This window comes from Halolamina pelagica, assembly GCF_001307315.1.
Taxonomy (GTDB): Archaea; Halobacteriota; Halobacteria; order Halobacteriales; family Haloferacaceae; genus Halolamina; species Halolamina pelagica_B.
In genome coordinates, this window is sequence record NZ_LGUC01000002.1 from 304,053 (window position 1) to 325,911 (window position 21,859).

At 67.2% G+C, this 21,859-nt stretch carries 29 protein-coding genes; 16 read left to right on the forward strand and 13 right to left on the reverse strand.

Going from position 1 to position 21,859, the window contains the following annotated elements:
• The first annotated feature begins 43 nt into the window (after positions 1–43).
• Entirely contained in the window at positions 44–604 is a 561-nt protein-coding gene (locus tag SY89_RS15205) for a hypothetical protein (RefSeq protein WP_054584988.1), read from the forward strand.
• A 674-nt stretch (positions 605–1,278) separates the two neighbouring features.
• Here SY89_RS15205 and SY89_RS16860 read toward each other — a convergent pair.
• Positions 1,279–1,668 (reverse strand): hypothetical protein, encoded by a 390-nt coding sequence (locus tag SY89_RS16860; protein ID WP_144427286.1) that lies wholly within the window; start codon positions 1,666–1,668, stop codon positions 1,279–1,281.
• A gap of 89 nt (positions 1,669–1,757) precedes the next feature.
• Here SY89_RS16860 and SY89_RS16865 point away from each other — a divergent pair, with 89 nt between their 5' ends.
• The 3 genes from SY89_RS16865 to SY89_RS15215 all read left to right on the forward strand — a co-directional run bounded on the left by SY89_RS16865 (position 1,758) and on the right by SY89_RS15215 (position 3,152).
• Positions 1,758–1,967 (forward strand): hypothetical protein, encoded by a 210-nt coding sequence (locus SY89_RS16865; protein WP_144427287.1) that lies wholly within the window; start codon positions 1,758–1,760, stop codon positions 1,965–1,967.
• A complete protein-coding gene (locus tag SY89_RS16870; protein WP_144427288.1) occupies positions 1,964–2,692 on the forward strand; it encodes a hypothetical protein in 729 nt (242 codons plus the stop codon). The genes SY89_RS16865 and SY89_RS16870 overlap by 4 nt, the downstream gene beginning before the upstream one ends.
• 64 nt (positions 2,693–2,756) lie before the next feature.
• The gene (locus SY89_RS15215) at positions 2,757–3,152 is read left to right on the forward strand and encodes a hypothetical protein (RefSeq protein ID WP_054584990.1); all 396 of its coding nucleotides are present in this window, start codon (positions 2,757–2,759) and stop codon (positions 3,150–3,152) included.
• Positions 3,153–3,191: 39 nt separating this feature from the next.
• On the opposite strand, the gene SY89_RS15220 is transcribed toward SY89_RS15215, so the two are convergent.
• From SY89_RS15220 to SY89_RS15250, 8 genes are all read right to left on the reverse strand, one after another.
• Positions 3,192–4,985, reverse strand: coding sequence for a HesA/MoeB/ThiF family protein (locus SY89_RS15220; RefSeq protein WP_054584991.1), 1,794 nt, complete (start codon positions 4,983–4,985; stop codon positions 3,192–3,194).
• A gap of 3 nt (positions 4,986–4,988) precedes the next feature.
• On the reverse strand, positions 4,989–5,408 hold the full coding sequence (locus tag SY89_RS15225; protein WP_054584992.1) for a hypothetical protein: 420 nt from the start codon (positions 5,406–5,408) through the stop codon (positions 4,989–4,991).
• Positions 5,405–5,536: a hypothetical protein gene (locus SY89_RS19185; protein ID WP_275575428.1), complete on the reverse strand. Its 132-nt coding sequence runs from the start codon at positions 5,534–5,536 to the stop codon at positions 5,405–5,407. Before SY89_RS19185 ends, SY89_RS15225 begins: the two co-directional genes overlap by 4 nt.
• Before the next feature lie 260 nt (positions 5,537–5,796).
• Entirely contained in the window at positions 5,797–6,219 is a 423-nt protein-coding gene (locus tag SY89_RS15230) for a ubiquitin-conjugating enzyme E2 variant (RefSeq protein ID WP_054584993.1), read from the reverse strand.
• Entirely contained in the window at positions 6,216–6,446 is a 231-nt protein-coding gene (locus tag SY89_RS15235; protein ID WP_054584994.1) for a hypothetical protein, read from the reverse strand. The genes SY89_RS15230 and SY89_RS15235 overlap by 4 nt, the downstream gene beginning before the upstream one ends.
• Before the next feature lie 276 nt (positions 6,447–6,722).
• Positions 6,723–8,150 (reverse strand): hypothetical protein, encoded by a 1,428-nt coding sequence (locus SY89_RS15240; protein ID WP_144427290.1) that lies wholly within the window; start codon positions 8,148–8,150, stop codon positions 6,723–6,725.
• Between the two features lie 31 nt (positions 8,151–8,181).
• Positions 8,182–9,105: a HEAT repeat domain-containing protein gene (locus SY89_RS15245; protein WP_144427291.1), complete on the reverse strand. Its 924-nt coding sequence runs from the start codon at positions 9,103–9,105 to the stop codon at positions 8,182–8,184.
• 17 nt (positions 9,106–9,122) lie between these two features.
• Positions 9,123–9,965 carry a hypothetical protein gene (locus SY89_RS15250; RefSeq protein ID WP_144427292.1) on the reverse strand — a complete coding sequence of 281 codons (843 nt, stop codon included), beginning with the start codon at positions 9,963–9,965 and terminating at the stop codon, positions 9,123–9,125.
• A gap of 410 nt (positions 9,966–10,375) precedes the next feature.
• Here SY89_RS15250 and SY89_RS15255 point away from each other — a divergent pair, with 410 nt between their 5' ends.
• The gene (locus SY89_RS15255) at positions 10,376–11,242 is read left to right on the forward strand and encodes a hypothetical protein (RefSeq protein WP_054584998.1); all 867 of its coding nucleotides are present in this window, start codon (positions 10,376–10,378) and stop codon (positions 11,240–11,242) included.
• A gap of 58 nt (positions 11,243–11,300) precedes the next feature.
• Here SY89_RS15255 and SY89_RS15260 read toward each other — a convergent pair whose 3' ends face one another.
• The gene (locus tag SY89_RS15260) at positions 11,301–11,579 is read right to left on the reverse strand and encodes a hypothetical protein (protein WP_144427293.1); all 279 of its coding nucleotides are present in this window, start codon (positions 11,577–11,579) and stop codon (positions 11,301–11,303) included.
• Positions 11,580–12,131: 552 nt separating this feature from the next.
• Here SY89_RS15260 and SY89_RS15265 point away from each other — a divergent pair.
• Genes SY89_RS15265 through SY89_RS15285 form a run of 5 tightly spaced genes read left to right on the forward strand, consistent with a single transcriptional unit; the run spans position 12,132 to position 16,322 of the window.
• On the forward strand, positions 12,132–13,430 hold the full coding sequence (locus tag SY89_RS15265; RefSeq protein ID WP_054585000.1) for a tubulin-like doman-containing protein: 1,299 nt from the start codon (positions 12,132–12,134) through the stop codon (positions 13,428–13,430).
• Positions 13,427–14,524 (forward strand): hypothetical protein, encoded by a 1,098-nt coding sequence (locus tag SY89_RS15270; protein WP_054585001.1) that lies wholly within the window; start codon positions 13,427–13,429, stop codon positions 14,522–14,524. The genes SY89_RS15265 and SY89_RS15270 overlap by 4 nt, the downstream gene beginning before the upstream one ends.
• Complete coding sequence (locus tag SY89_RS15275) at positions 14,521–15,393, forward strand: COG1361 family protein (RefSeq protein ID WP_054585002.1); 873 nt, start codon at positions 14,521–14,523, stop codon at positions 15,391–15,393. Before SY89_RS15270 ends, SY89_RS15275 begins: the two co-directional genes overlap by 4 nt.
• A 24-nt stretch (positions 15,394–15,417) precedes the next feature.
• Positions 15,418–16,008 (forward strand): HNH endonuclease, encoded by a 591-nt coding sequence (locus tag SY89_RS15280; protein WP_080506781.1) that lies wholly within the window; start codon positions 15,418–15,420, stop codon positions 16,006–16,008.
• Positions 16,005–16,322: a hypothetical protein gene (locus SY89_RS15285; RefSeq protein WP_144427295.1), complete on the forward strand. Its 318-nt coding sequence runs from the start codon at positions 16,005–16,007 to the stop codon at positions 16,320–16,322. Before SY89_RS15280 ends, SY89_RS15285 begins: the two co-directional genes overlap by 4 nt.
• A gap of 116 nt (positions 16,323–16,438) precedes the next feature.
• On the opposite strand, the gene SY89_RS15290 is transcribed toward SY89_RS15285, so the two are convergent.
• Positions 16,439–16,903, reverse strand: a complete 465-nt coding sequence (locus SY89_RS15290; RefSeq protein ID WP_054585005.1) for a hypothetical protein — start codon at positions 16,901–16,903, stop codon at positions 16,439–16,441.
• Between the two features lie 280 nt (positions 16,904–17,183).
• On the opposite strand from SY89_RS15290, the gene SY89_RS15295 reads away from it, so the two are divergent.
• The 3 genes from SY89_RS15295 to SY89_RS15305 all read left to right on the forward strand — a co-directional run bounded on the left by SY89_RS15295 (position 17,184) and on the right by SY89_RS15305 (position 18,770).
• On the forward strand, positions 17,184–17,573 hold the full coding sequence (locus SY89_RS15295; RefSeq protein ID WP_054585006.1) for a hypothetical protein: 390 nt from the start codon (positions 17,184–17,186) through the stop codon (positions 17,571–17,573).
• Positions 17,519–18,301, forward strand: coding sequence for a hypothetical protein (locus tag SY89_RS15300; RefSeq protein ID WP_054585007.1), 783 nt, complete (start codon positions 17,519–17,521; stop codon positions 18,299–18,301). The genes SY89_RS15295 and SY89_RS15300 overlap by 55 nt, the downstream gene beginning before the upstream one ends.
• 199 nt (positions 18,302–18,500) lie before the next feature.
• The gene (locus tag SY89_RS15305; protein WP_054585008.1) at positions 18,501–18,770 is read left to right on the forward strand and encodes a hypothetical protein; all 270 of its coding nucleotides are present in this window, start codon (positions 18,501–18,503) and stop codon (positions 18,768–18,770) included.
• Positions 18,771–18,919: 149 nt separating this feature from the next.
• On the opposite strand, the gene SY89_RS15310 is transcribed toward SY89_RS15305, so the two are convergent.
• Entirely contained in the window at positions 18,920–19,132 is a 213-nt protein-coding gene (locus tag SY89_RS15310; protein WP_144427296.1) for a hypothetical protein, read from the reverse strand.
• Between the two features lie 337 nt (positions 19,133–19,469).
• The gene (locus tag SY89_RS15315) at positions 19,470–19,979 is read right to left on the reverse strand and encodes a GNAT family N-acetyltransferase (protein WP_189319218.1); all 510 of its coding nucleotides are present in this window, start codon (positions 19,977–19,979) and stop codon (positions 19,470–19,472) included.
• A 255-nt stretch (positions 19,980–20,234) separates the two neighbouring features.
• Here SY89_RS15315 and SY89_RS15320 point away from each other — a divergent pair, with 255 nt between their 5' ends.
• The 3 genes from SY89_RS15320 to SY89_RS15330 are packed head-to-tail and all read left to right on the forward strand — an operon-like array spanning position 20,235 to position 21,840.
• On the forward strand, positions 20,235–20,675 hold the full coding sequence (locus SY89_RS15320) for a hypothetical protein (protein WP_054584736.1): 441 nt from the start codon (positions 20,235–20,237) through the stop codon (positions 20,673–20,675).
• On the forward strand, positions 20,675–21,433 hold the full coding sequence (locus SY89_RS15325; RefSeq protein WP_054584737.1) for a hypothetical protein: 759 nt from the start codon (positions 20,675–20,677) through the stop codon (positions 21,431–21,433). The genes SY89_RS15320 and SY89_RS15325 overlap by 1 nt, the downstream gene beginning before the upstream one ends.
• A complete protein-coding gene (locus SY89_RS15330; RefSeq protein ID WP_054585011.1) occupies positions 21,430–21,840 on the forward strand; it encodes a hypothetical protein in 411 nt (136 codons plus the stop codon). Before SY89_RS15325 ends, SY89_RS15330 begins: the two co-directional genes overlap by 4 nt.
• The last annotated feature ends 19 nt before the right edge of the window (positions 21,841–21,859 follow it).

Sequence of the window (21,859 nt, forward strand, 5' to 3'; positions counted from 1 at the left end):
CCCGCAACGTTTACCCGTCGGACGGCGAAGCCCAGATAGAGCGATGGGGGCCCGGCAGAACGACTCGGCGGTGGAGACGCTTTTGGGTGCTGCCCGCGAGGGGAAGGAGACGCCGGCACAGCTCCGGTCCCGTCGGCACGCCGTCGCGGTGGCGCGGGACGCGCCGGCGGCGGCCGCCGAGCATCTGCGGACGGTCTGGGAGATCTACTTCGCGGAGATCGACCGACAGGTCTCGGCCGTCGACGAGTTCGCACAGATCGACGACTACTCGACCGACATCCGTGCGACCTGTGCCGAGGTGTTCCTCGCGGTCGCCGACACCGACGGGCAGCGATTCACCGGTCACCAGTCGGCCCTCCTGCGCGCGCTGCGGGTGGAGTCGATCGAACCGATCCGTGAGACGTTGATCGAGACGGCCGGGTCGCTCGTCGAGCAAGGGATCGCTCCCGACCGGGAGCTCGTCGACGTGCTCTGCGAGATCGGAAAAACGACCGAGCAGACGGGGACGGGGGCGCAGTTGCGACGGTGCTGGGAACGTACGCGGCCCCCGAGTTCGACGAACCGATACAGCGGCACGCCGCGAGTGCACTCGAGTCCATCGTAGAACACCAGCGGGCGTATTTCGCTATCTCCACGCTGCGTGAACTCGGCCGGATCGCCGTCGACAACGGGTACGACGATCTCTCGATGACTGCGGTCGACCGGCTGGCTGCCGTCGTTGACCAGCACATGCTGACTGACGAGGATGGGGACGAACCGCTTCAGCGGGTCCGTGAGGCGTTTCTCACGGCCGCGGAGGCGAACGACTGGGCAGCTGCCGAGTCGACGTACCTGCTCGAAACGGCGGTGGACGCCGGGCCGGTGGTGAACACGGAGATGATGGGCCCGATATTCGAGGCGGGCGTCGACATCGACGACGAAGGGCGGCTGCAGGAACTGATGGAGTTCGCCTCGGATGCGACGTTCGACCTCGAGGCGATGATCCGATTCGCAGCGTTGACCGAACTCAAGAGGATCGGCGCCGGTACTGACTCGACTGCGGTCAGGCGGGAGGTACTGGGGGTTCTCGACCGGATCGTCAGGGAGAGCGAGAAACTGCACCTCAGCCTCGTCGCTACGCTCAAAATCGGGGAGGTGGGCGAGTGTATCGCGGATACGACGCTTCGCCGGGATGCGATCGCGATGCTCGAACGGGCACTGGAGACGGACGAGTACCTCGCGAGAAGCGCGGCCGCGGACGCGCTCGGCGACGTTGCAGCGTCCAGCACCTCGATATCGCTACTGGATCGGGTCCTCGACGTACTCCGTGTCGAGTTCACCGCAGGGGAACCGGAGCCACTCCACAGCGTACGGAAACCGATTCGGCAGATCGGTATCCGGACCGACGACCCCGAGGGACAGGCGATGGTGCTCGCACTCGTCCGGTCGCTCGTGAGCAGAGAGCGCGACGGCGCAGTCGAGATCCTCAAAGACGCCCCGAAACTGCTGGAAGCACTCGACCAGCGCCTCGCACCCGAGGCCCTCGACGTCATTCGGGCCGCCGTGTGGAACGGCTACCACCACGTGAGCGCCTCGGGCGTGGACGCCGTTTCCGGCGCTTGGCTCGCGGCACAACCCGCCGAGACCCAGCGAGCGATACGGCGAACGCTGTTTGACGCCGCGCTTCACGACGACGCGAGCCCGCTGGCGAAGCAGAAAGTAATCCAAACGCACCTGGAGTTCGTCGACGAGGGGGTGACAGCCAGCTACTCGTCCCCGTGCTGGGCTACCTTGCGGCGGCAGATCACGACGTGGTCCGGCTGTTCGCGATGGCGGCGCTCGCCCGACAGTCGACCGACCGCGCGGACGCCATTCTCGGCAGTTTCCTGGAGGACGACGAGACCGCCGTCAACCTCGCGATGGCGTGGGGGCGGGGTGACCTCCCGGTCGACCCCCGTCGGCGGCGACGGACCACGAGGACGCGTTGACAGCGATAAACGTCGCTGCGGCTTCCGATCAGGAGCGGACCGAGCAGGTCGTCCTGTCCGAACTCCGGTTCACCTCGACGCCCGACGCCGAGATGGCTCTCTCGCCGGACGACGATTTGGACGTCGTTGTGGCCCACGTCCTCACGTCGGGGTCGCTCCAGTTCCGCCGCGAGACCGTCGATCTGCTGCAGGAACACGCCGACGGGTTCCGAACCTCGGTCCGTCGACGCCTCGTCGAGACGCTGGCACTCGGGATGGTCGACGACAACGGGGCGGTCGGGAACGCCACCGCGAACGCGGTCGCGAGGCTGTGTGTGACGACTGACGACCGGCAGACGTGGGAACGGGGAGTCGAGGTACTCCGGACCGGGATCACTGACGGTCGGAGCCACGCCGTCAGCGGGGCCGCCGAGGCGCTCACCGAGATGGCCACGTCCGCGCCGCCAGAGGCACCCATCCAGCGCATCCGCGAGGCGCTCTACGCCGCGATCATCAACGGGGGCGGATCGCCGCCGTCGCAGCGGTCGAAGGGATCGCCGAAGTCGGGGCGGACGCGCGCGACCTGCAACAGCTGCTCGTGTCGACCCCCGAATGTCGACCCACGCTCGGGAAGGCGAGCCGGGACAGCGACCTCTCCGATCGAGGGGTCTCGGTCGCGATCGACCTGGCGGCGACCACCGGCCCGAGCACGGCGAGGCCGTCGTCGGCCGAGGAGTGATACTTAAACACTTCGCAGACTGTGGCTCGTCGGAGGGGTCGATGCGCCTCCAGCCAGTAGGAGGAGGTGTGATGGCAGCAACGGACACCACGGCGGCCGACGACGACGAACAGGCTGACTCCCCGATCGAGGCACTCACACAGCGCCTGGCCGAACAGGCCGAGCACCAGGAGAACTTCCAGACGTTCCTCCGGGTCCGCTCGGACCCGGATGCCGACGCCGCAGAACAGTTCCAGGAGGACCTGATCGAGTTCATCAAGACCAAGATGGCCGAGGAGGATATCGGCGTTCCCGAGGCCGCGATCGCGCTCTGGGAACAGGTGGCGCTGATGGAGCGGAACGTTCGCGACGGCGACGGCGATGCCGGCGAGCCGTCCGCGATGCCCCAGCAGGGCGACTCCCGTGACGCGGCCCGGGACGACGGCGACAGCGACGCCGGGCTGCCGGACGACCCGGCGTTCCAGTGAGCCATCGGTCGTTCTCTTTTTTCGACGAGCGGAGCGGCGTCAGGATCGGCTCCTGAGCCGCCTGATCGCGACGAACGCCAGGACGGCCAGGCCTAGCAGCCACTTTCGCTCCCGCGCCGCCCGGCTGAGCCGACTCGCCCCCGACGGTGAGCGGTCGCTGGCTGAAGCCATCGAGGAGTCGGCTGTTTGCTGTGCTCCCGCTGCGCCGGGGTCGGCAGTCGAACCCCACGCCGTCGACTCGACGGCCTGCGCCGCCGGGCCGGCAGCCGACGCTGTGCCTGCCGGATCGGGCGCCGGGCCAGCCGTCCCGTCGTCGGGGGTTCCAGAATCACTCGACGCCTCCTGGAGCGTGTCGCCGGTGATCGTCGTCGCTTCGACCGCCTCCGCCTCGCTCGCGGGCGACGACACGTCGATGTCACCGCCGATCAGGGCGTCGGTCTCGAACGCCTGCTCGCCGACGCCGAGCATCCCGTCGGCGCCGCAGGTGATGCAGTCGTCCGACGGGTGCGTCCCCACGTCCACCAGTTCCTCGTCGAGCCCATCGAACCGGAGGTAGTCAGTCGGCGAACTGTAGCCGGTGACGAGTTTGGTGAACAGCCGGCTGATCGACGAGGCGGCCATCCCGTTGAGTGGGGTGATCGCGGGTTCCGGCGACCGGACGTCCTCGTCGATATAGCCCCGCTCGATGTCGGCCTCGATCTCGTCGTCGGACATCTCCTCGACCCGGAGGTGTTCCGGGTCGTTCCGACCCAGACAGTCCAGACACGCGGTGACGCCGGGGGCGACGAGCTGGATCAGCCCCCGCTCTTCGGTCACCCGCTCGTCGTCGTCGGTCTCGATGGCGACGCCGCCGTCGATGTAGTAGCGGAGGTGACGAGTGGCGAACTCGTTGCAGTAGAGGCGCGCACTCAGCCTGTCGACGGCGCCGATGACGACATCGCACTCGGCGAGAACGCGCTCGGGGACGGCCTGCACGCGGTCGTTGTAGGCCCGTACCTCCGCGTCCGGGTTCGCCCGGACGACCTGCTCGCCGACAACGTCGACCTTGTCGCGGCCGATGTCGGCCGCCGTCGCCCCGTAGATGCGGGGGAGGTTCGACCGTTCGACGACGTCGGGATCCGCGAACACGAACTCCTGAACGCCGAAGCGTGCCAACTGCAGCGCCACCATCGACCCCAGTCCCCCGAGGCCGGCGATCCCGACGGTGGTGTCAGCCACTTGCTGCTGGCCGTCGTCGGTGAGGGCCCTGATGGACCGGTCGTATCGGTCCGCATCGACCGACACGTCGGGCGCCGTGCTCGGCGTCTCGAGCGGCGTGTCGAGCGTCCACTCGCCGACGATGTCGACCCCGAGCCGGTCCCGCTGGGGCTCGGTCGGATCGGTGTACACCGCGGTATCGACGCCGCGGTGACCGACGACGACGAACCCGAGCGGCGTCTCCGGGTAGAGTTTGCCCAGCCACTTTCGGTAGGACTCCATGATGTCGTCGTCGAGCGCGCTGAACCCCGGCCGCTGGCTGAAGGGGTGGCTGTGGACCATGATCGGTACCAGCCCCGCCTCCATCGCCGCCCCGAGCCGCTCACGCTCGACAGCAAGCTCCGGGCGAACGGCGCTCGACTCCATCACGGCACAGTCCTCGGCGGGGATCGGATCGATCTCGCGGGCGAGCAGTCGGCCGTGCTGGGGCTCGCAGTAGATGTAGGCGAACCGCTCGATACCGTCGTCCTGGAGTGTCCAGTCCCGTAGCTGCGCCACCTGTGCTGCAGTCAGGACCAACTCCACGTCGTCGGCCACCTCGCCGCTCGTAACCGAGACTGTCGCTGACTGGTCCATTTGTCAGGCCTCCATGAGCGGGTTCTTGGCGCGGGGGTTCTCCAGGGAGACTTCGAGCACGTTGAACATCGTCTTCAGATCGTGCTCGGCGGGGTCCCAGTCGGGAAGCGTGTGGATACAGTACTTGATGAACCCCGCGGGCGCGACCGAACGGGCGTACAGCACGTGCGGGCTGTCCCCTTCGTACCGCATGTCCCCGGAGACGTACACCTTCGGCTGCTTGCGGGGGTACGTTCGACTCAGGTCGAAGATCACGTCACCGAAGCGCGTGCCGTCGCTGTTCTCCCACCCCTCCGGGAAGCGGAGCTGTTCGATCCGGACCTCGAGTTCGTCGGCCAGGTCGTACGACATGATCGGGTTCTGTCGCTGCTTGATCATCTCGTGGAGCTCCTGGACCTCCGGGACGACGCGGTTCGGGTTCATCGCGCGCCGAACACCTCCGAGTCGCCCATCGGCTGGGTCTGGATCTCGCCGCCGTCGTCGACGTAGTCGGCGACCACGTCGTCGTCGGTCAGCGCTTCGATACCGTCGGGGGACCGGTAGGTGAACACCGCCTCGGAGCCGACCCCTCAGACTCCCGTAACTCACCGACAGTGGTGTCTTGGCGGATACTGACCGGCTCACCGTTGAGCGATACGGTATGGCGCTCGGTGGCCGCTGTTCCACCGGCCGCGCCGTCGTGGTCCGTGTCGCTGGTCGTGTCGGGTTCCTCGTCCGGGGCAGCTTCGCCCTGCGTCGCCGACGGCAGTTCGTCGGCCTCCCGGAGGCGCTGTTCGATCGTCGTAGCTGTCGTGTCTCTCGTCATAGGGTGTTAGTTCTGGACTTCGTCGAACCCATCCGGGCTTTCGAGCACCGCCTGGAGCCGTTCGAACACGGTGACGAGGGAATGGGCACTCGCGTCCCAGCTATCGGGATCCGAGAACAGGTCGAACGCCGCCCAGTCGGCAGGCGCATCGACGCGTCCCGGCGCCATCTGGACGGGCCGTGACCCCTCGTACCGCATGTCGTCCGAGACGAACACCCGCGGCGGGTGCTCCGGATACGTCTCCGGGAGTTCGATCAAGATGGAGCCGTAGCGCCCGCCGCTGCGGTTCTGCCACCCATCCGGGAACGCGAAGCCGTCGATCCTGACCTCGTGGTCGTCGCTGAAGTCGTAGCGGAGACGGCCGGCGAACTCGTCGCCGAGGCTGCGTTCCAACTCCCGAACGTCGCTGAGCGCCGCCGCGAGCGTCATGGTCCACCGAAGACGTTGTCGTCAGCCAACGGTTGGGCAGTCAGCTGTGCCCCCTCGTCGACGTGGTCGACGACGATGTCGTCGTCGTTGAGCGACTCGAACCCGTCGTCCCCACGGTAGGTGAGGATCGCGTTCTCGTCGAGTTCGGCGAGCTCTTTCACGTCCGCTGCGGTGGTGTCCTCTTCGACCGGAATCTCCTGATTGTCGACCGTAACGATCTGCGCCATTGTGGTGTGGGTTGGTGCTGTCTGCCCGGATAACCGTCCGGGCAACGGTGGGTTGTTGGCCGTACTGTGTCGGGCTGTGTGGGGACAGTGATCGGGTCGTGATCGCTCACGACCGTGTCTACCCCAGTGTACACCCCTGACCAGCATCACCGTAATCGCGAGTAGGAATGGCTGCGCTCGGAGAAGACAGACCGAGCCCGATTCGTCGTGGCTCACCCGCTCTGGGAGGCGCCGACGCCCCTTCCCGACTCCAGTCGGGGTACTCTGTGTCACCGATCAGCGCCGGCCGCAGCGCTTCCAGTCTGAACGGACACCATCGGCGGCTCGAGTGGCGGGCGGCCTACCGCGCGTCTTCGAGCGCCTGAACGAACTGGAGCTTGTGCTCCCGCACAGTGTCGACCATCTGTGCGGAGGGACAGCCGTCGGGGTGACACCGCCCGTGGCCGAGATGCCACAGAGCGGACACGCGACGGTCCGATCGGCGTCCCGTCCAACCATCCCGAGGAGCGTGTCCAACAGTTCGTTGCCGAAGTACACCCGCTCCCAAAGCTGTTTGTACGTCTCGACGGCGTCGACGGGCACCCCGAGGGCGTCGTCGGGAACGGCCTCGTCCGCGACCAGCGGGTTCACTAGCCAGTTGGGCTGGATCCCGTCCTCGGTTTCGATGCGGTAGACGACGCCGCCGAAGTTGCCGGTGAACCGGAAGGCGGCGTTGATGATCTGCCCCATCTCCGTCGGCGCCTCGAGCACGACGTCGTACTTGTTGCGGAGCAGGTCGGTCGACTCGATCGACTGGGGGATATCAAGCAGTGGGAGGTCGAGTTCGCGGGGATGTACGCCCTCGGCTCCCTGGACCGGCCCGGACAGTTCGGCCTCGATTTCCGCCAGGAGCGCCTCCTCGGACTCCTCGTCGACGTCGCCCGGATCGATCCTTCGAACCGCGCTAACGGCGGCGTCGAGCCGATCCCGGAGGTTCAGGTCGCCAGCCGGGATGGCGTCGAACCCGTCGATGTCGTGCGGGCCGACGAGATACGGCGTATCGAGCGCGGCGTCGGCGGCGAGTTCCGTGACACGCCGACCGTAGTCTCGCTCCAGGCCGGCGAGGGTATCGTACACCTCGGCGTCCTCTTCCCTGGCTCGGCGGGTGAGGAACTCCCGGAGGCGTTCGAACCGCCGTTCGACCGTCTCCCGGTCGGCTGCCTCGTCGAGCGAGAGGTACTGGTCGATATGCCGGTCGAGATACCCCGTTTCCGACATCACCGACTGACAGAGATACTTGTCGACGCCTTCGAGGAACGAGAAGCGCCGCTCGTGGAGGGTGTCGATCGCCTGTTCGGCGTCGACGATCCGCTCGGCTGCCGACTGGATGCGGCTGGGGTCGTCGATCGCGTCGAACAGCGCACGGATACTCCGCATTCGAAGCAGGTGGTGGCTCCGAGTGAGGCCGAACCGGTGCCGCCGTCCGTGCATCATCTCCTCGGCCAGCCCGAACGTCTGGAAGTAGCGAAGGTGAACGGGCTTGCTTGGGTTGACTCGGACGACGAACTGGCTCACGTGCGGCGCGACCGTGGCGAGCGGGTTCTCGATGTCGCGGAACTCGGGCGGCAACTCCCTCGTGCTGGCGCGCTCGAGTTCGACCGACGACTGGTGCTCGCTGACCGACATGTTGAAGCCGTCTCTGAGTTCGGGTAGGGGGTTGGACATAGTGAAGGGGTGCTCTGTCTATCGTCGCAGCCTATTCGCTCTCGTCGGAGAACTTCCCGGTGGAGGCGTCCCTGGGGTCGATATCCGACCCCGTGGCTCCGCCGTCGTCGGGGTCAGTCGACGTACCGGCGTCGGTCGCCCGCGTGTCGCCCCCGGACGTATCGCGCACGTACGTCTCCAGTCCGGCGACGATCGCTGCCCGAACGTCGGGGTCGGATTCCTCGTGGTACGCCTGGACGAGTTTGTCGATCTGGCGGTCGGCCCTGATGCCGGGGAGCTTGGCGAGCTCAGCAAGGCTCTCCATCACCTGTTCTCGGACGATCGGCGACCTGTCGGTTCGCGCGTCGTCGATAAAGGAGAGGATCTCCTGAGTCTCGGTCCGCTCGACCGGTTCACTGGGCCGTTCAGACTCCCGGATGTCCTGGGGGAACGCCCTGTTCATCGCGAACCCGTCGGAACCCGTCTCCTCCCCGGGACCGCTCGGCCCGGACGGCGCCGTCGAGGCGACAGTTCCCTCCCCCGGCTGTGGCCCCTGTTCAGCAGACGGGAACTCGGCAAAATCGATCTGCTCCGGCGTCACGTTCGTCTCCCGGAACGAACGCCGTATGGCGTCGAACGCTTCGCCACGGGCGGCTGCCGCGTCGTGGGCCACGTCGTCCGGTGCGGCTGCTGGACCCAGTAAGACCCCGTCTAACCCAGACTGGAGAACGTCGACGAGGAGTGTGTGGAGCTTCCGGCTTCGACTCCCCACCTCCGAGTCGAGGTCGAGCGACGCCAGTTCGTCCCCGACGATCCGCCTGATTTCGTCGGGCCGGCGCTGCGCCATCGTCAGTTCCGGGTTCGAGAACACCAGCCGCGTGATCTGTTCGGCCCGATCCCGTTCGATGCCGAACTCGACCAGCACGTCCTCCCAGACGTCCTCCACCAGTGGCGGTTCGGTTTCGGCTGTGTGCATTGCGAGTCGTTCGTTCGTCATCGTTCCACCCGTTGGTTCTTGATTGCGTAGTAGGCCGCACTGCGCGTGCGGTCCGGTTCGTAGGCCGTGTCGAACTCGGCCGCCTGCTCGGGGAACTCCGTGGGAATCGTCGCCGGGTCGGTTTCCGCCGCAAGCCCCATCAAGTACGTCCGGAACTCTTGCAGGCTGATCCCGTGCTGTGGGTCCTCCGGCGCTGTTTGAGACGCCTCCTCGTCGGCGTCCGAGTCCGCCGGCGGCTCCGTTTCGAGTTCCCAGAACCCGCCGGTGCCATAGAGCGCCGCCGTCAGCAACGTGGTCATCTGCTGTTCGAGGGCGCGCTCGTACACGCGCTCCGATCGTGGCGTCACGTCACCCGCCAGTCGTCCTTCGAGCACGTACTGGTTGTACTTCCCGCCCCACTTGGACTCCGGCACGAAGGCGTCGGCCAGCAGGAAGTCCGGTTCCGGTGGCTCGTCGGGTTTGCACTTCCCCTCGTGTGCCAGTTCGGCGTCCGTCGCCGCGGTTTCGGCCTTGTCGACCATCCGACTGTAGAGCCAGGCGTCTTGAGCGACCGCACGGGCAGTGCGGTCGGTATCCTGCTCGAACTGGGTGTTGACGAACCGCATCACGGCACGCTCTCTGGCGCTATCAGACGCCACCGCCGCCCCGTCGACGACGCCCGAGAACCACTCGATCACGTCGCCGTGTAAGAGGAGTTTGTCGTCCCGCCCGCCGGTGACCCGCCGTACCGGAACGAGAACCGAGAACGAGAACAGCTTCTCGAAGACGTCCTGTGAGCCGGTCTCCTCGACCGGTTTCCGCTTCGAGACGGCGTCTTTCAGTTCCCTCCGGTCAGTCACCACCTCACCGCGTCTGTATAACTCGATGACGGTGTCGAGCGCGATCCGGGCCCGCGTCGGTTCCGGCGGTGGGCCCAGGCTTGGACGATCGAACGCCGTCAGCAGGGTCGCCCGCTCGGCGTGCCGAAAGAACGCTCCCGCCGGATCCTCGTCGGCACCGGAAGCGTCGGCTTGCAAACCTGTTTTCGCTGTTGATTGTTCTCGTCGCATTCCAGTTACTCGTGTCGACATCACCTATCGATTCGAGGGGCATAAGTCTACGCCGCCGAAGGCCCTCGTTCAGCGGAGTCTTTATCACTCATTCATAAACCAGGCCGAGCGCAGGCGGCTATCCGACCGGTGTACAATAACCTTTCGCCGAATCGAGATGCGTGGAACTGCCGAGTCAGTTGGCGACAGTATCTCTGTGTATGTCGGATCAGCAGACCACCGAGGGGGCCGAGCCAGCGTGGGACCTCGAACGGGAGGCGCCGCGGGAGTTCCGGAACATGGCGTGGCAACTACTCGGACAGACGCGCAAGCGTGACGTGTTCCTGGCCGTCCGCGAGATGGCCGGCGACGGCGCGCTGCAGGCCGCGACCATCGGCCGGAACGCCACCGAGAAGCCCCACTTCGACGACAACGCGAACCCCGACCTCAGCGACAACGGCGACCTCGACGCCCTGTGTCGGCTCCTCGTCGGCTTCCCGATCCCGAAGGTCGCCCGTCCGGAGCACTGGTACTTCGTCCCGTTCGAGCCGATGTGCGAGTACCTGGTGGACCCGTTCCACGCGCCGACAACCGACACGGTCCGGGCGGCGATCGAGTACCTCCGAGTGAACGACCCCGGCACCGAGTTCGACCACGCCGGCCGGGACGAGGTGGAGGCCGACGGCGGCGTCGATCCGGTGCCGGTCGACCTGTTCGCGACCGAGGCCCACACGTACGTGCAGGTGGCCGACAAGCTCGACTGCGTCGCGCCGAAACTGACGTTCAGCGAGTTCCGGCCGGACGACTTCGGTGGGCAGGTCGGCAAGGGGTTCGTCATCGAGGGCACCCTCCTCGGCGAGGAGATGGCACTCGCGGACGGAGTCACCGACAGCGAGCTGAAGCACACCCTCCACGGCCTCTTTACGGAGTACGTCGAGCACGCGACCCCGACTGGAAGAACATCTTCCAGATCGGTCTCTACCAGACCGACGACGACGACCACACGAAGCGGGACGCCCGGATCGACGCCATCGGCGACCGGGCGGGGTTCGAGACGTTCGAGCCCGCGTTCGACGACGGCCACCTGACGTTCCGGTGGAAGACGGAGCCGGTGATCATCACCTGAGCCGGGGCGGTAGCCGCCGATCACGCCTCGTCGAAGAAGACGAACTCCCGAGTGAACTGGCCCACACCGCCGAACGAACGCTCCGTCTGGGCGCCGGTGGGGTCCCAGCCGTGGAGCGTGGCGATACGGTCGACGATTTCTCGACACGCGCGCGACTCGACGACGCCGAGTGCCGTCCCGCCGACACGGACCACGAGCCGGCCGTCGGTCGCTAGCACTGACTGGACGCTGAACGGGGGGTCCGCGGCAGTTTCCTCGCCCGATCCGTGGTCGACGACGCTTCTCGGTCTCACAGGCATACCACACAGCGACCGGCCCAGTCGCACAGTTCTGAGCCAGATCGCATCCCAACGCGACGGACACTACCTGCTGTGGGCCCGCCACCGTCGTCGTCGACGGCAGAGGCGGACTCGACGAACGGGCCCGTATCGACCCGGGCAGCGGCCAATCCCCTGGCGGTCGCTGTGAGGGTTCGTTCGGCCCGTCGGTGACAGCGACTCGGTGTGCAGCACTGCCGCCATCAGGGTCGCTGCATCACCCCGAGTGGAATCGGTCAGCCTCAGGACCACCAACTGCCGCGGTCACAGCCCGCGGGAGTGTGCCGAGTCGGGCTGCCTGAGGCAGCGCCGAAGACGGTCGAAACGCCCGCGCTGAACGAGCCACGGCGCCCTGTTCGAACCCCGCCGAGGCGCGACGCGAACACGGTGATGGGGTTCTCGGCGGTACTGTGGACTGAGCTCGGACGGACCGCGAACGGCGGTCACCCGGGCGACACAACCCATGACTGACCACAGCAACCAACCCACAAATTTCGTGTTTATGGCCGGCACGGGCGGCCTGAAAACCGGCTGGTGGATCCACAAGCTGATGCAGGACCTGGAGGTGGAACAGGAGATCGAGTTCGTCCCCATCGAGACCAGCTCGATCGACCGGAGCTCCACCCCGACGAGTTCGAGGAGATCCCGCTCGATACGGACGAGCGCATCAAAAAGGAGTTCGAGCAGGCCAAGCAGGACCCGTCCGTCCCCTTCGTCGGACGGAACCACGACCTGTACATCGAGGGGGCGACGCGAAACCCCGGTACCGGTCGCCTCCTCCTCGAACGGCACGACCGCCGCGTCAAGCGAAGCGTCGCCAGCAAGCTCCGCTCGGCGCTGAGCAGCCAGGACGACTCGGCGTCGATCTGGCTCGTCGGCACGGGATCCGGAGGAACGGGGGCAGGGATGATGCCGCTGCTGGCGGCCATGATTCGCCAGGCGGCCAACGGGATCGAGAGCCGCTACGGCGTCGACATCTTCATCAACGCCCTGGTCACCGTCTCGGAGCTCCGGACTGACGGACAGGAGCTGGACCCCGAGGGGCCAGCCGAGTACTACGTCAACTCCTGCAACACGCTCCAGGCGCTGGCCGCGCTGCAGGACACGGAGAGTAGTCCCTTCGACGGCGGCCTCGCCCGCCCCGACGCGATCGAGACGCCCGTCGCGAGCACGACCGACGCGATCGACATCAGCGAGCCCCCGCTGGACGGGCTGTTCATGGCGCCGATCGACGAGCAGGCAGCCGAGAAGTCGAAGTACGACGGCGACCTGCAGAACAACTACCTCGCCCGGGTGAACTTCAAGCTCGCCTCGACGGTCCTCTCGCTGCTGTCGGTGAGCGGGAGCGACCCGGGGAACGTGTACAACCGACTCGAACACGACTTCTACACCATCGACGTCGCGAACGTCACGGCGACGGTCGACGCAGCCAAACAGCTCGTCGAGTCGAAGGACACGATCCGAACGGTCAAGGCCGAGAAGGCGGCCCTCGAAGAACACCTCGAGGCGCTGGACGCGTTGAACGACGGGATCGGCACACTCCGGGCCAGCAGCTTCGAACCGGGGCAGATCCCGGAGTGCATCGAGGAGATCAGCAGCGAGGTCGCCGGGCGGCGAGACCGGTTCGTCAAGGCGACCTCGGCGCTCGATCTCACGGCGGCGAGCTTCGAGGAGATCGAACAGAGCATGGAGCGGATCACCGACGAACTCTCGACGGCGACCGCCACCCCGACGAGTTCGACGACAAAGTCGGCAACAAGGAGACCGAGGACTTCGCGGCCGGACAGTTCGTCCCCCACCAGACGATCGGGAAGTACGCCTTCCTGCAGTTGATCCTCAGCCGTATCAACGCCCAGCTGACCGACCACGAGTTCGAGCGGCGGATCGACGAGCTCTGGGAGCGAAACGAGGACGACCTCGACGACTCGCTGGCCAGTCTGAGCGAGAGCGAACCGACGCGCAAGTACGAGGAGGGGATCGACCCCTACCTGGCCGACTCTGCGGCCGACGTCGAGACCGAGCTCTCGAACACCAGCTGGTACCAGCGAAGCAAGCGCAAGCGGCTGAAGCAGACCCTCCGGGAGATCGAACAGACCCGCGAGGAGCTCGAGCGGCTGTTCGAGGAGTTCGACCAGCTCCAAACGCTCCAGAACCGCATCACCACGGGTGAGCTCCCGCCGCTGCAGGCGGCGCTCGACGCGCTGGAGGAGTTCCTGCGGAGCCACCACGAGACGGGATCAGAGCTGGTGTCCCAGCGCCAGAGTCAGATCCGGACGCTCGAGAGCCGCCGCGACGCACACCGGGACCGCGTCGACCCGACGGACACGTTCACCGGCTCGATCGGCGACATCCCGCTGACGCTCGATCCGGGGCGGGAGATCGGTCGGCAGAGCCTCACCGCGGCCGAGACCCTGTTCGACCTGATCGACGACGGGCTGTTAGATCGCGATCAGATCCTGCGCCAGATCAAGACGGCCATGGGGGTGCTCTCGGAGCCGATGGAGGACACCTTCGAGACCAGCGGCATCGGGAGCCGGGAATCCCTCCACCGGATCGTGATCCCGATGACTGCCTCGGGGAACGCCGACGTGTTCAGCATGGACGGCGACATCCAGAGCAACCTCGACATCATCGCCAACAACAACGACGTCGAGGAGATGCTGAACGGCTGCTGGGTCGACGACCCGTTCGGCCTCACGTTCGTCATGCTCCACGGGAACGTGAAGCTGCAGAACACCTCGGAGTTCCGCGTCGTCAAGGAGCGCTGGCACGAGGGGACGCTCCAGCGGCTCCTCGGCAGCGATATCGACCTCCCACACCACAACGCCTACCCCGAGCTGATCCCCTCGGTGCCAGGCCCGATGGAGACGCGGGTCGACGACGACGCCACGAGCACGTCCGCCTCCGACGGGGTGACCGGGGAATGATTCGACGCCGGTTCGTCCTCGCGATGCTGCTGCTCGTCGGGCTCGGTGCGGTGGTTCCCGCCGCGGGTACCGCCACTGGCCCGGTCGATCAGGCCGTCGCCATGAGCACGAACTACGACGGGACGACCCCGTCACAGGAAGTGCAGGTCACCCTGACCATCGAACCGGAACAGTCGAAGCTGACCGACGTGGTAGTCGAGTTCCAGTCGGGGCCACGGACGCTGATCCAGACGGACAGCTACTCGAGTACGGTCACCCCGAGCAACCACGACGTCTCGATCAGCTCGGACGGGCGGAACCGGTTCACCATCCCCGAACTACGCCCCGGGGAGCGAGTGCAGATCGCGTTCACGGTCGTCCCGTCGACGCTGGGGGAACAGCAGCTCACGCCCGCGACGGCGTCGGTCGAACTCACCAGGAACGGCCAGCGCCTCGACGCCAGCGTCTCCGAGCCAGTCACACTGACCGGGAACCCCTGGGACCGGGCACAGTCGAGTCAGCGCCCGGGCTGGCTGTTCCTCGCCGGCACCGGGGTTCTCGGGGCGGTCGTCACGGGTGGCATCGCCGGTGTGTACTACCGACGGAAAGTCGCGACCGAGCGCGACCGGATCATGGACACGCTCAGCAAGCAGATGGATTCGGTGAAGCGGGCCGGCGACGCGACCGTCGAACGTCGCGCCGAGCGAGCCGTCACCGAAGTACGGAGCAGCGTTGGCCTCGACGACGAGACAACGGACGAGGGTGGGGAGCGAGACGGCGGGATCCGCTCCCGGCTCAGTGAGCTCCTGGGCTCGGATTCGACCCCCGGAGGGCCGGGACCGACGCTCGGTGGACCCTCGTCGGACGACGACTCGGGGCCGGAGCTGTAGCGTGATCCCCGCCGCTACAGAACAGTGACTGGGCTACCGGGCGACTGGTCGTCACGGCGGCGCGCGGCCTTCCTCCGTGACGAGTTCCGGTGTCAGCACTGCGGCGCGGTCGGCGGCCATCTCGGTGCTGCAGATCTGGAGTGCCACCACATCGTGCCGCGGCGGATGGGCGGGGCCCACGATCTCGAAAACCTCCTCACCCTCTGTGCGGACTGTCACGCCGAACTGCATGGTGTCGACGACGAGGGCTGTGTTCGTGCCGGTGCCGGGCCGACGGTCGTCGGGGCGACCTTCGAGTCGCTCCCCGGCCCGCTCGGGCCGTGGGTTGCCCGCGTGGTCGACGCGCTCGCCGTCGCGCTGTTCGTCGCTGTCGGCGCGACGGTTCTCGCGGTGTCGCTTCCGGGGATTTCGCTCGGCGAAACGCTCGGGCCGGTCTGGGCCCTCCTCGTGGCGGCCCACCAGGCCGACGGCGTCGCGCTGGCGTGGATCGTGAGCGTGCTCGGTGTGCAGCTCCTGCTCGCCAGTCAGCCGCTGATCAGACGCCTTCCGCCGGGGACAGTCCCGACCCCCCGGCCGGGATGTGGCAGCAGTGGGTCCTCGGCGGGAGCGGCGTGACGATAGTCGCCCTCGGCGGGATGCTGTTCAGGGCGACTGTGGTGGTCGGGCCGTCGGCTGCGATCGGCCCGCAGTCATGGGTTCTCGCGTACGCGCTCGGGAGCAGTATCGTCGTGGTGACGACCGGGGCGGCCGTCGTCGGTGCCGAGTCGACGGCAGGCGCAACGACGCGATGGCGACGGCTGTGTCTCGTGTTGGGGACCGCGATCGTCACGAGTGCGGCGCTGCTGGCGCCGGCGACAGTAGCACCCGGTCTCGCTGCCCCGGTGGTCCTCGGCCTCGTTGCTGCACGCCGCTGGACGCCCGGGGAGTGACCGAGCCGAGAAGCGGAGGCGCCTGCTTCGGCGTCGAAGCAGCCGATTAGTGGCCGATAATCACGGCTGCTGGTTCGGCATGGGTCACGCTGCTCGAAAAGGGTGGCCGGACGGGTTCAGTGGAACGCCGGGTCCTCGGGGAGCCCCGAGTCCGCATCGGCGTCGGCGTCCTCGGCATCGTCCGTCGAGGGCTGACCCGCCAGGTCCGCGATGGGACTGTCGTCGTCGCTGGCCTCGCTCGGGTCGTCGTTCTCGTCGTCCGCGGCGTCGTCGTCCAACTCCTCGCTCGCCTCCCGGACCATCTCCTCCATGCGGTTGACCTCGTCCCAGAGCGCGATCGCGACCTCGGGGACCCTGACGTCTCCGGCTTCGACCTTGCGCTTGATGAACTCGATCAGGTCCTGCTGGAACGCCTTCGTGGCCGCCTCGTCCGTGGAGTCCTGCACCCGCACCGACAGCTGGAACTTCTCCTGGCGGCTTGCCTGCTCCGCGATGCCCTGGCGGATCGCTCGCACCGCGAGCTCGTTCATCGAGGGGGACTGTGCACCGGCCTCGGCCGACTCGGATTCGCTCGTTGCCATCGCATCTCTTCCTAGGGGCGCCATCGCTACCGAGTTGACCGCACACGGTCAGTCAGCGAAACAGTTTTCTAGTGCCCAACGAGCGCCACTCGACGCGGGATCGGCGTCGGTGGCGACAGTGTCGCTGAGGTGCCGGGTGACCCCGACTCCAGTCGGGGTGGCTGTCGCAGGACACCTCCGCCGATGTGTTGTCGAGATGGTCGCCGGGCGTCCCCGGCCTCCGTGGTCCCTGGTTCGGGGGGAGATTACGGTTATGGACACGCACACCATTCGTTCGGGTATGCCAGATTCGACGCCACGGCTCGGCCTCGAACTGATCTCGACCAAAACGTCCGTCGACAACGGACAACTACTCACTGACGACGAGCTCGAGACGGCGATTCAGGGGTTCGAAGAGGGAGGGTACAAGGAGGCCAAACACGCCGCCGGGATCCTCTCGCGGGGGAAGATGACCGAGGAAGTCTGGGGGGCGACTCACGAGCACCTGTTCGACCTCCTCGAACAGGCCGCCGCCGGGGCGCTCGACGAGAACCTCCCGCGGGCCGCGTGTACGGCTGCCCGCGTCGTCGCACAGACGAACACGGAAACGTCGATCGACCCCCGGTCCGGACGGAGTTGGGTGAATCGCTGGTCCGTGACGGAACGAGTGGCGACGGCGACCCGTGGCTGACGGCTGCGGGCACGCTCCTGCTCTCGGCGGCGATCGACGCCGCCGACTACGACCCTCCCGACGAGATCGCAAAGCGAATCGCCGAACACCTCATCACCCTCTCGAAGAAGGCCGACGGAACCCAGGAAGCGAACCTCGCTGCGGCGGGCTACGGCGTGCTCGGGCGGGCGAGCGGGGGCGATCACGCCCGAACGCTCGTGGCCGAATCCATCGACCTCCACCAGTACCTTCTCAGAACCGAGTCGAACCTCCGTGAGGGGTTCCTCCGGTTCGCTGCACGTCTCGCCAACGACGATCCCGCGCGCCTCGAACCGTACACCGTCGAGTTGGCGACACACCTCCGGACGGAGGCCTTCCCCGTCAGGCGGGACGCTGCACGCGCGTTCGCAGCACTCAGTGGGGAGGTCGGTTGGGGGTCGCTCCAGCCCGGCGTCCGCACGTTGGACGGCCCCTTCGAGAACGACGGACCGATGTTTCCACTGTTCGCAGTCAGGTTCCTGTATCAGGTCGCTGACCACGACCCCGAGATGGTCCCGGAACGGGTCGGTGACGCGTTCACCGCGGCCGTTCGGAGCGACGACCGGTTCAGGGCGCGGTACGGCCACGCGGCCGCCGACGAGTCGGGAGTGGTCGCCCGGGTTATTCTCTCTACCACCCTCGATGCACTCGCCCCCGGTTCCCGGCGCTCGTCGACGCCGCCGGCGACGGGGTGTTCGACGAACTGCTGAATCGGGACGACGAGGACGTCCAACGGTTCGTGGCCGACCTGGGCGGGTGTTTCGCGGCAGTCGATCCTGACGCCGTCGGCGCGGAGTTCCTGCAGTACCTCGACGACGGCATCTCTCAGGGGGAGCAGGATACCCCCTCGACAGCCTCTCCGACCCCGACAGGGCGATCCGGCCGGCGGTCAATCGGTTCGTCACCCGCATGGGTGAGTTCGACGTGGACAGGGCACTCTCCACGGCGGATCGGCTCGTCACGCTCGCGGAGGGAACAGAGACGCCCGCCCAACTCCACGTCGTCGGGGGGCTCCTCCTGCTGGCCAACCGCGAACGGGACGACGACGACCTGGCAACGAACTTCCAGTCGGTCATCGACCCCGTCGCGTCCGATCTCGACGGCGACCGCGACGAGGTGGCCGAGAACCTGCTCGAAGGCGACACAGACGGCTCCGCCACGCAGACCGAGGAGGAGTGAGTACTCGCCGTCGAACCCACTGCCGACAGCTCGATTGCCCTACCTGAGGTGGTGTCTACTTCCGCGACCGGCTGAAACAGGCTTCCGCTGCGACCGGGGCTACTGCCAGTCTCACTCCGACACGTACTGTAGAAAACCAACGACGCCGCTCAGCGCTTCCGTCGCCGCCGGCGGACCCGGACCCGACGGACTCGGACCACGCGGCGCCCGTCCTCGTCGTCCTCGTCGCTGTTGCTGTCGCCCGACGACTGGGCGGTGAACCACACGACGGCGATCAGCACGCCGATGAACATGAGCATCCCCATGTTGCCGCCGAACCCGCCCGCCTGTGCAACGGCCGTTCCGAACATGCTTTCCAGCACACCTCACTGTTGTCGTCGGACGAGGACCGCTTGACCGCAAGCGGCGAATCAGCGAAGGATTTTTCTACACCGTTCTCCCGGGAGCAACGCCTACGTGGTGGTGTCCGTACGGTGGTGTTAGATGGCGGGCGCAGACGGTGACGTAGGGAGCGACTCCCTCGACCACGACGACCTCCTGCAGGCCGTGGACCGGATGGAGGACCTCAACGCCAACCACACACGAGCGCCGGAACTCATCCCGGAGATCGTCAGGCCCCCTCCGCCCGGAGCTCGACCGGGACTTCGCCGCGGCGGGGCGACTCTTCGGGGTGTAAGTACTCGGGGGATACGCGGGGGTCTACGCCGCCGTCGGCGTCCAGAGATACAGCGCGCCCGAACACGTACACTCGCCGTCACAGTCGGGGCAGTCTCGATCACCGTCGGTTCGCTGTGCGAACTTCGGCACGGTCTCGACCCGGTCGAACCCGAACTTCTCGAACAGGACTGACGAGTCGACACGGTGAGGGCGGAGCCACGCGTTCCCGACCGCAGCGTCGACCTCGTACTGCTCCCGGGCCAACGCGAGTCGTGTCCACATCAGCGCGGAGCCGATGCCGCGCCCCTCCCACTGTTCGTCGACGACGCCGGCGTGGAACACTGCGACTTCCTCGCCTAACGGGTAATCCGCCAGCGGGGCCGAGAAGGCGTCGCGGGCACCCTCGGCAGTGAGCACGAGGACGACCCCGAACCCGACGATCGTTTCGACGTTGGTCGCGACGAACCCGTGAGCCGCCGTCTCGTCGTCGAAGACGGCGTCGAGCGTGTTCGTGATCTCGAAGCCGACGCGCCGGCGCCAGAGGCGCTCCATCTCGCGGCGGTCGATCGATTTCGCCGGCCGTAGCTCCACCCGGGACGGGAGGGTTGGGACGTCCTGCGCGCAGTTCATCGTGGCCGTACCGTGGGTGTCGACCACCCAGTAGCCTTCTCGACGGTCTGGCGGGGTACCGGGGCCTCCGTGAGCGCGCAAGTCGTACTGTCCGGAGACCGACGGGAGTCGGTCTCGTCTATCGGGACACGCCGTCGCCGGGACAGGACTAACTGGGTCGCCGTCCTGTCAGCAACTATGGGCGACCCGGAGCGACCAGATCTCCCGGAGACGATCGGGGAAGCCGGACCGATCTTAGAAGACGAATCGTTCTACACGCCAGTTCAGGAGCTCCCGGACGATCCGGAGCGACTCCGTGACCACATCGAGACGCTCTACGTCCATCTCGCACGGGCGTCGACGGTCATCGGGCACAACGAGCGCGTTCGGGAAGAGCGCCGTGAACAGGCCCAGGAGGTGGCGACAGCACAGAAGAAGCGAGCCGACGAACTGTCCGAGCGGGTCGCGGCGATCCGTGAGGACATCGTGGGCAAAACCCCTGATCCCCCGAATCCGATGAGTCGAACTGAGACCCGTAGCAGGGGGCCGTCCCGGTCCGGTCACCGCCCCGGCGACCGGCTGCCGGGCGAACGTTTATTAGCTGAACTCCGTACCGGATACTCAGACCGGACAGGGTGATGCAGGTATCAACTGCGTTCGGCGACGAGCGGTCGTACGGGGAGGTGGACCCATGGCGAAGCCTGCTCCGACTCGACCCGCCAAGCGGCGACCAGGCGGCGATGCGGGCGTTCCAGACGTTCAGACTCCCGGCGCTGCTGATGGCCGGCTACCGCCAGCAGTTCACCCCGGCCAGAACGGGACGGACGCTCTACCGAAGGGCGACGAACGCGTTGTTCGAGGCCGCGGCCGGCGATACCCCCGTCGCGGACGCGGCCGGACGAATCGACGAGGCTGTCGGGGCCGCGCGCACGCTCCACGAGCGGTGGCACCCGGTCGCGACGACGGTCGATCGGTTCTTCGTCTGGACCATGGTCGAAGAGGACGGCTACCTCGACCAGATGGCCGCGGTGTTCGGCGCGATGCATCCGGACGTCGACGAAGCGACGGCCAGCGACCAGCTAACCGAACTCGCCGGGTCGGTGACGCTCTCGGTGCCCCGGGACGACGTGCTCGACCGGCTCACCGCGCTCCGAGAGACGTACGGTCGGGTCCCGGCCGAGGTCGTCGCCGACGTGGCCCTCGACGCACCGCTCCCCCTGAGCCGGACCGGACGGCCGTGGCGTCGTACGACCCCGCGGAACGGCTCGACTCGGCGGCGGACTCGCTGTCCCGGGTCGACGACGTTCCGGGACAGGCGTCGCGAGAACTCGCCGAGCGATTGCGGCGTGATCTCGGCGACTCCGCGTCGCCCCAGCGGCCGGAACCGCCGCTGTTGACCGAACCGGTCGGCGCGACTGACCCGGTACGGTTCCCGACGCCGGATGTCGATCAGGTCCCCCTCGCCGCGGCGGCGACCGACCAGACGATATCGCGAGCCTTCCGACAAGGAGGGTTCGGGGGCGTCGTCTACACTCGATCGGGAGCGACCGATCACTTAGCGAATCCCTTCCTCGGCGGGACCACCGTGGACGGGGAACGCTACGAGTCGTACTGGGCGCGGGCGTATCTCGGACGGGAGTTGATCGAGCGCCTCTTCGAACTGTCGGCGCCGGCCACGACGATCGAGTGCCCGCTCTGTCGCGTCTCCGAAAACCGGTGTGGTGGGGAGACGTGCGGAAGCCGGGCGGTAGTTGACCCGGTCGCCGAAATCGCGGATTCGCTGATACCGGAACTCGACCGATGATGACTCAGCAACGTTCTGT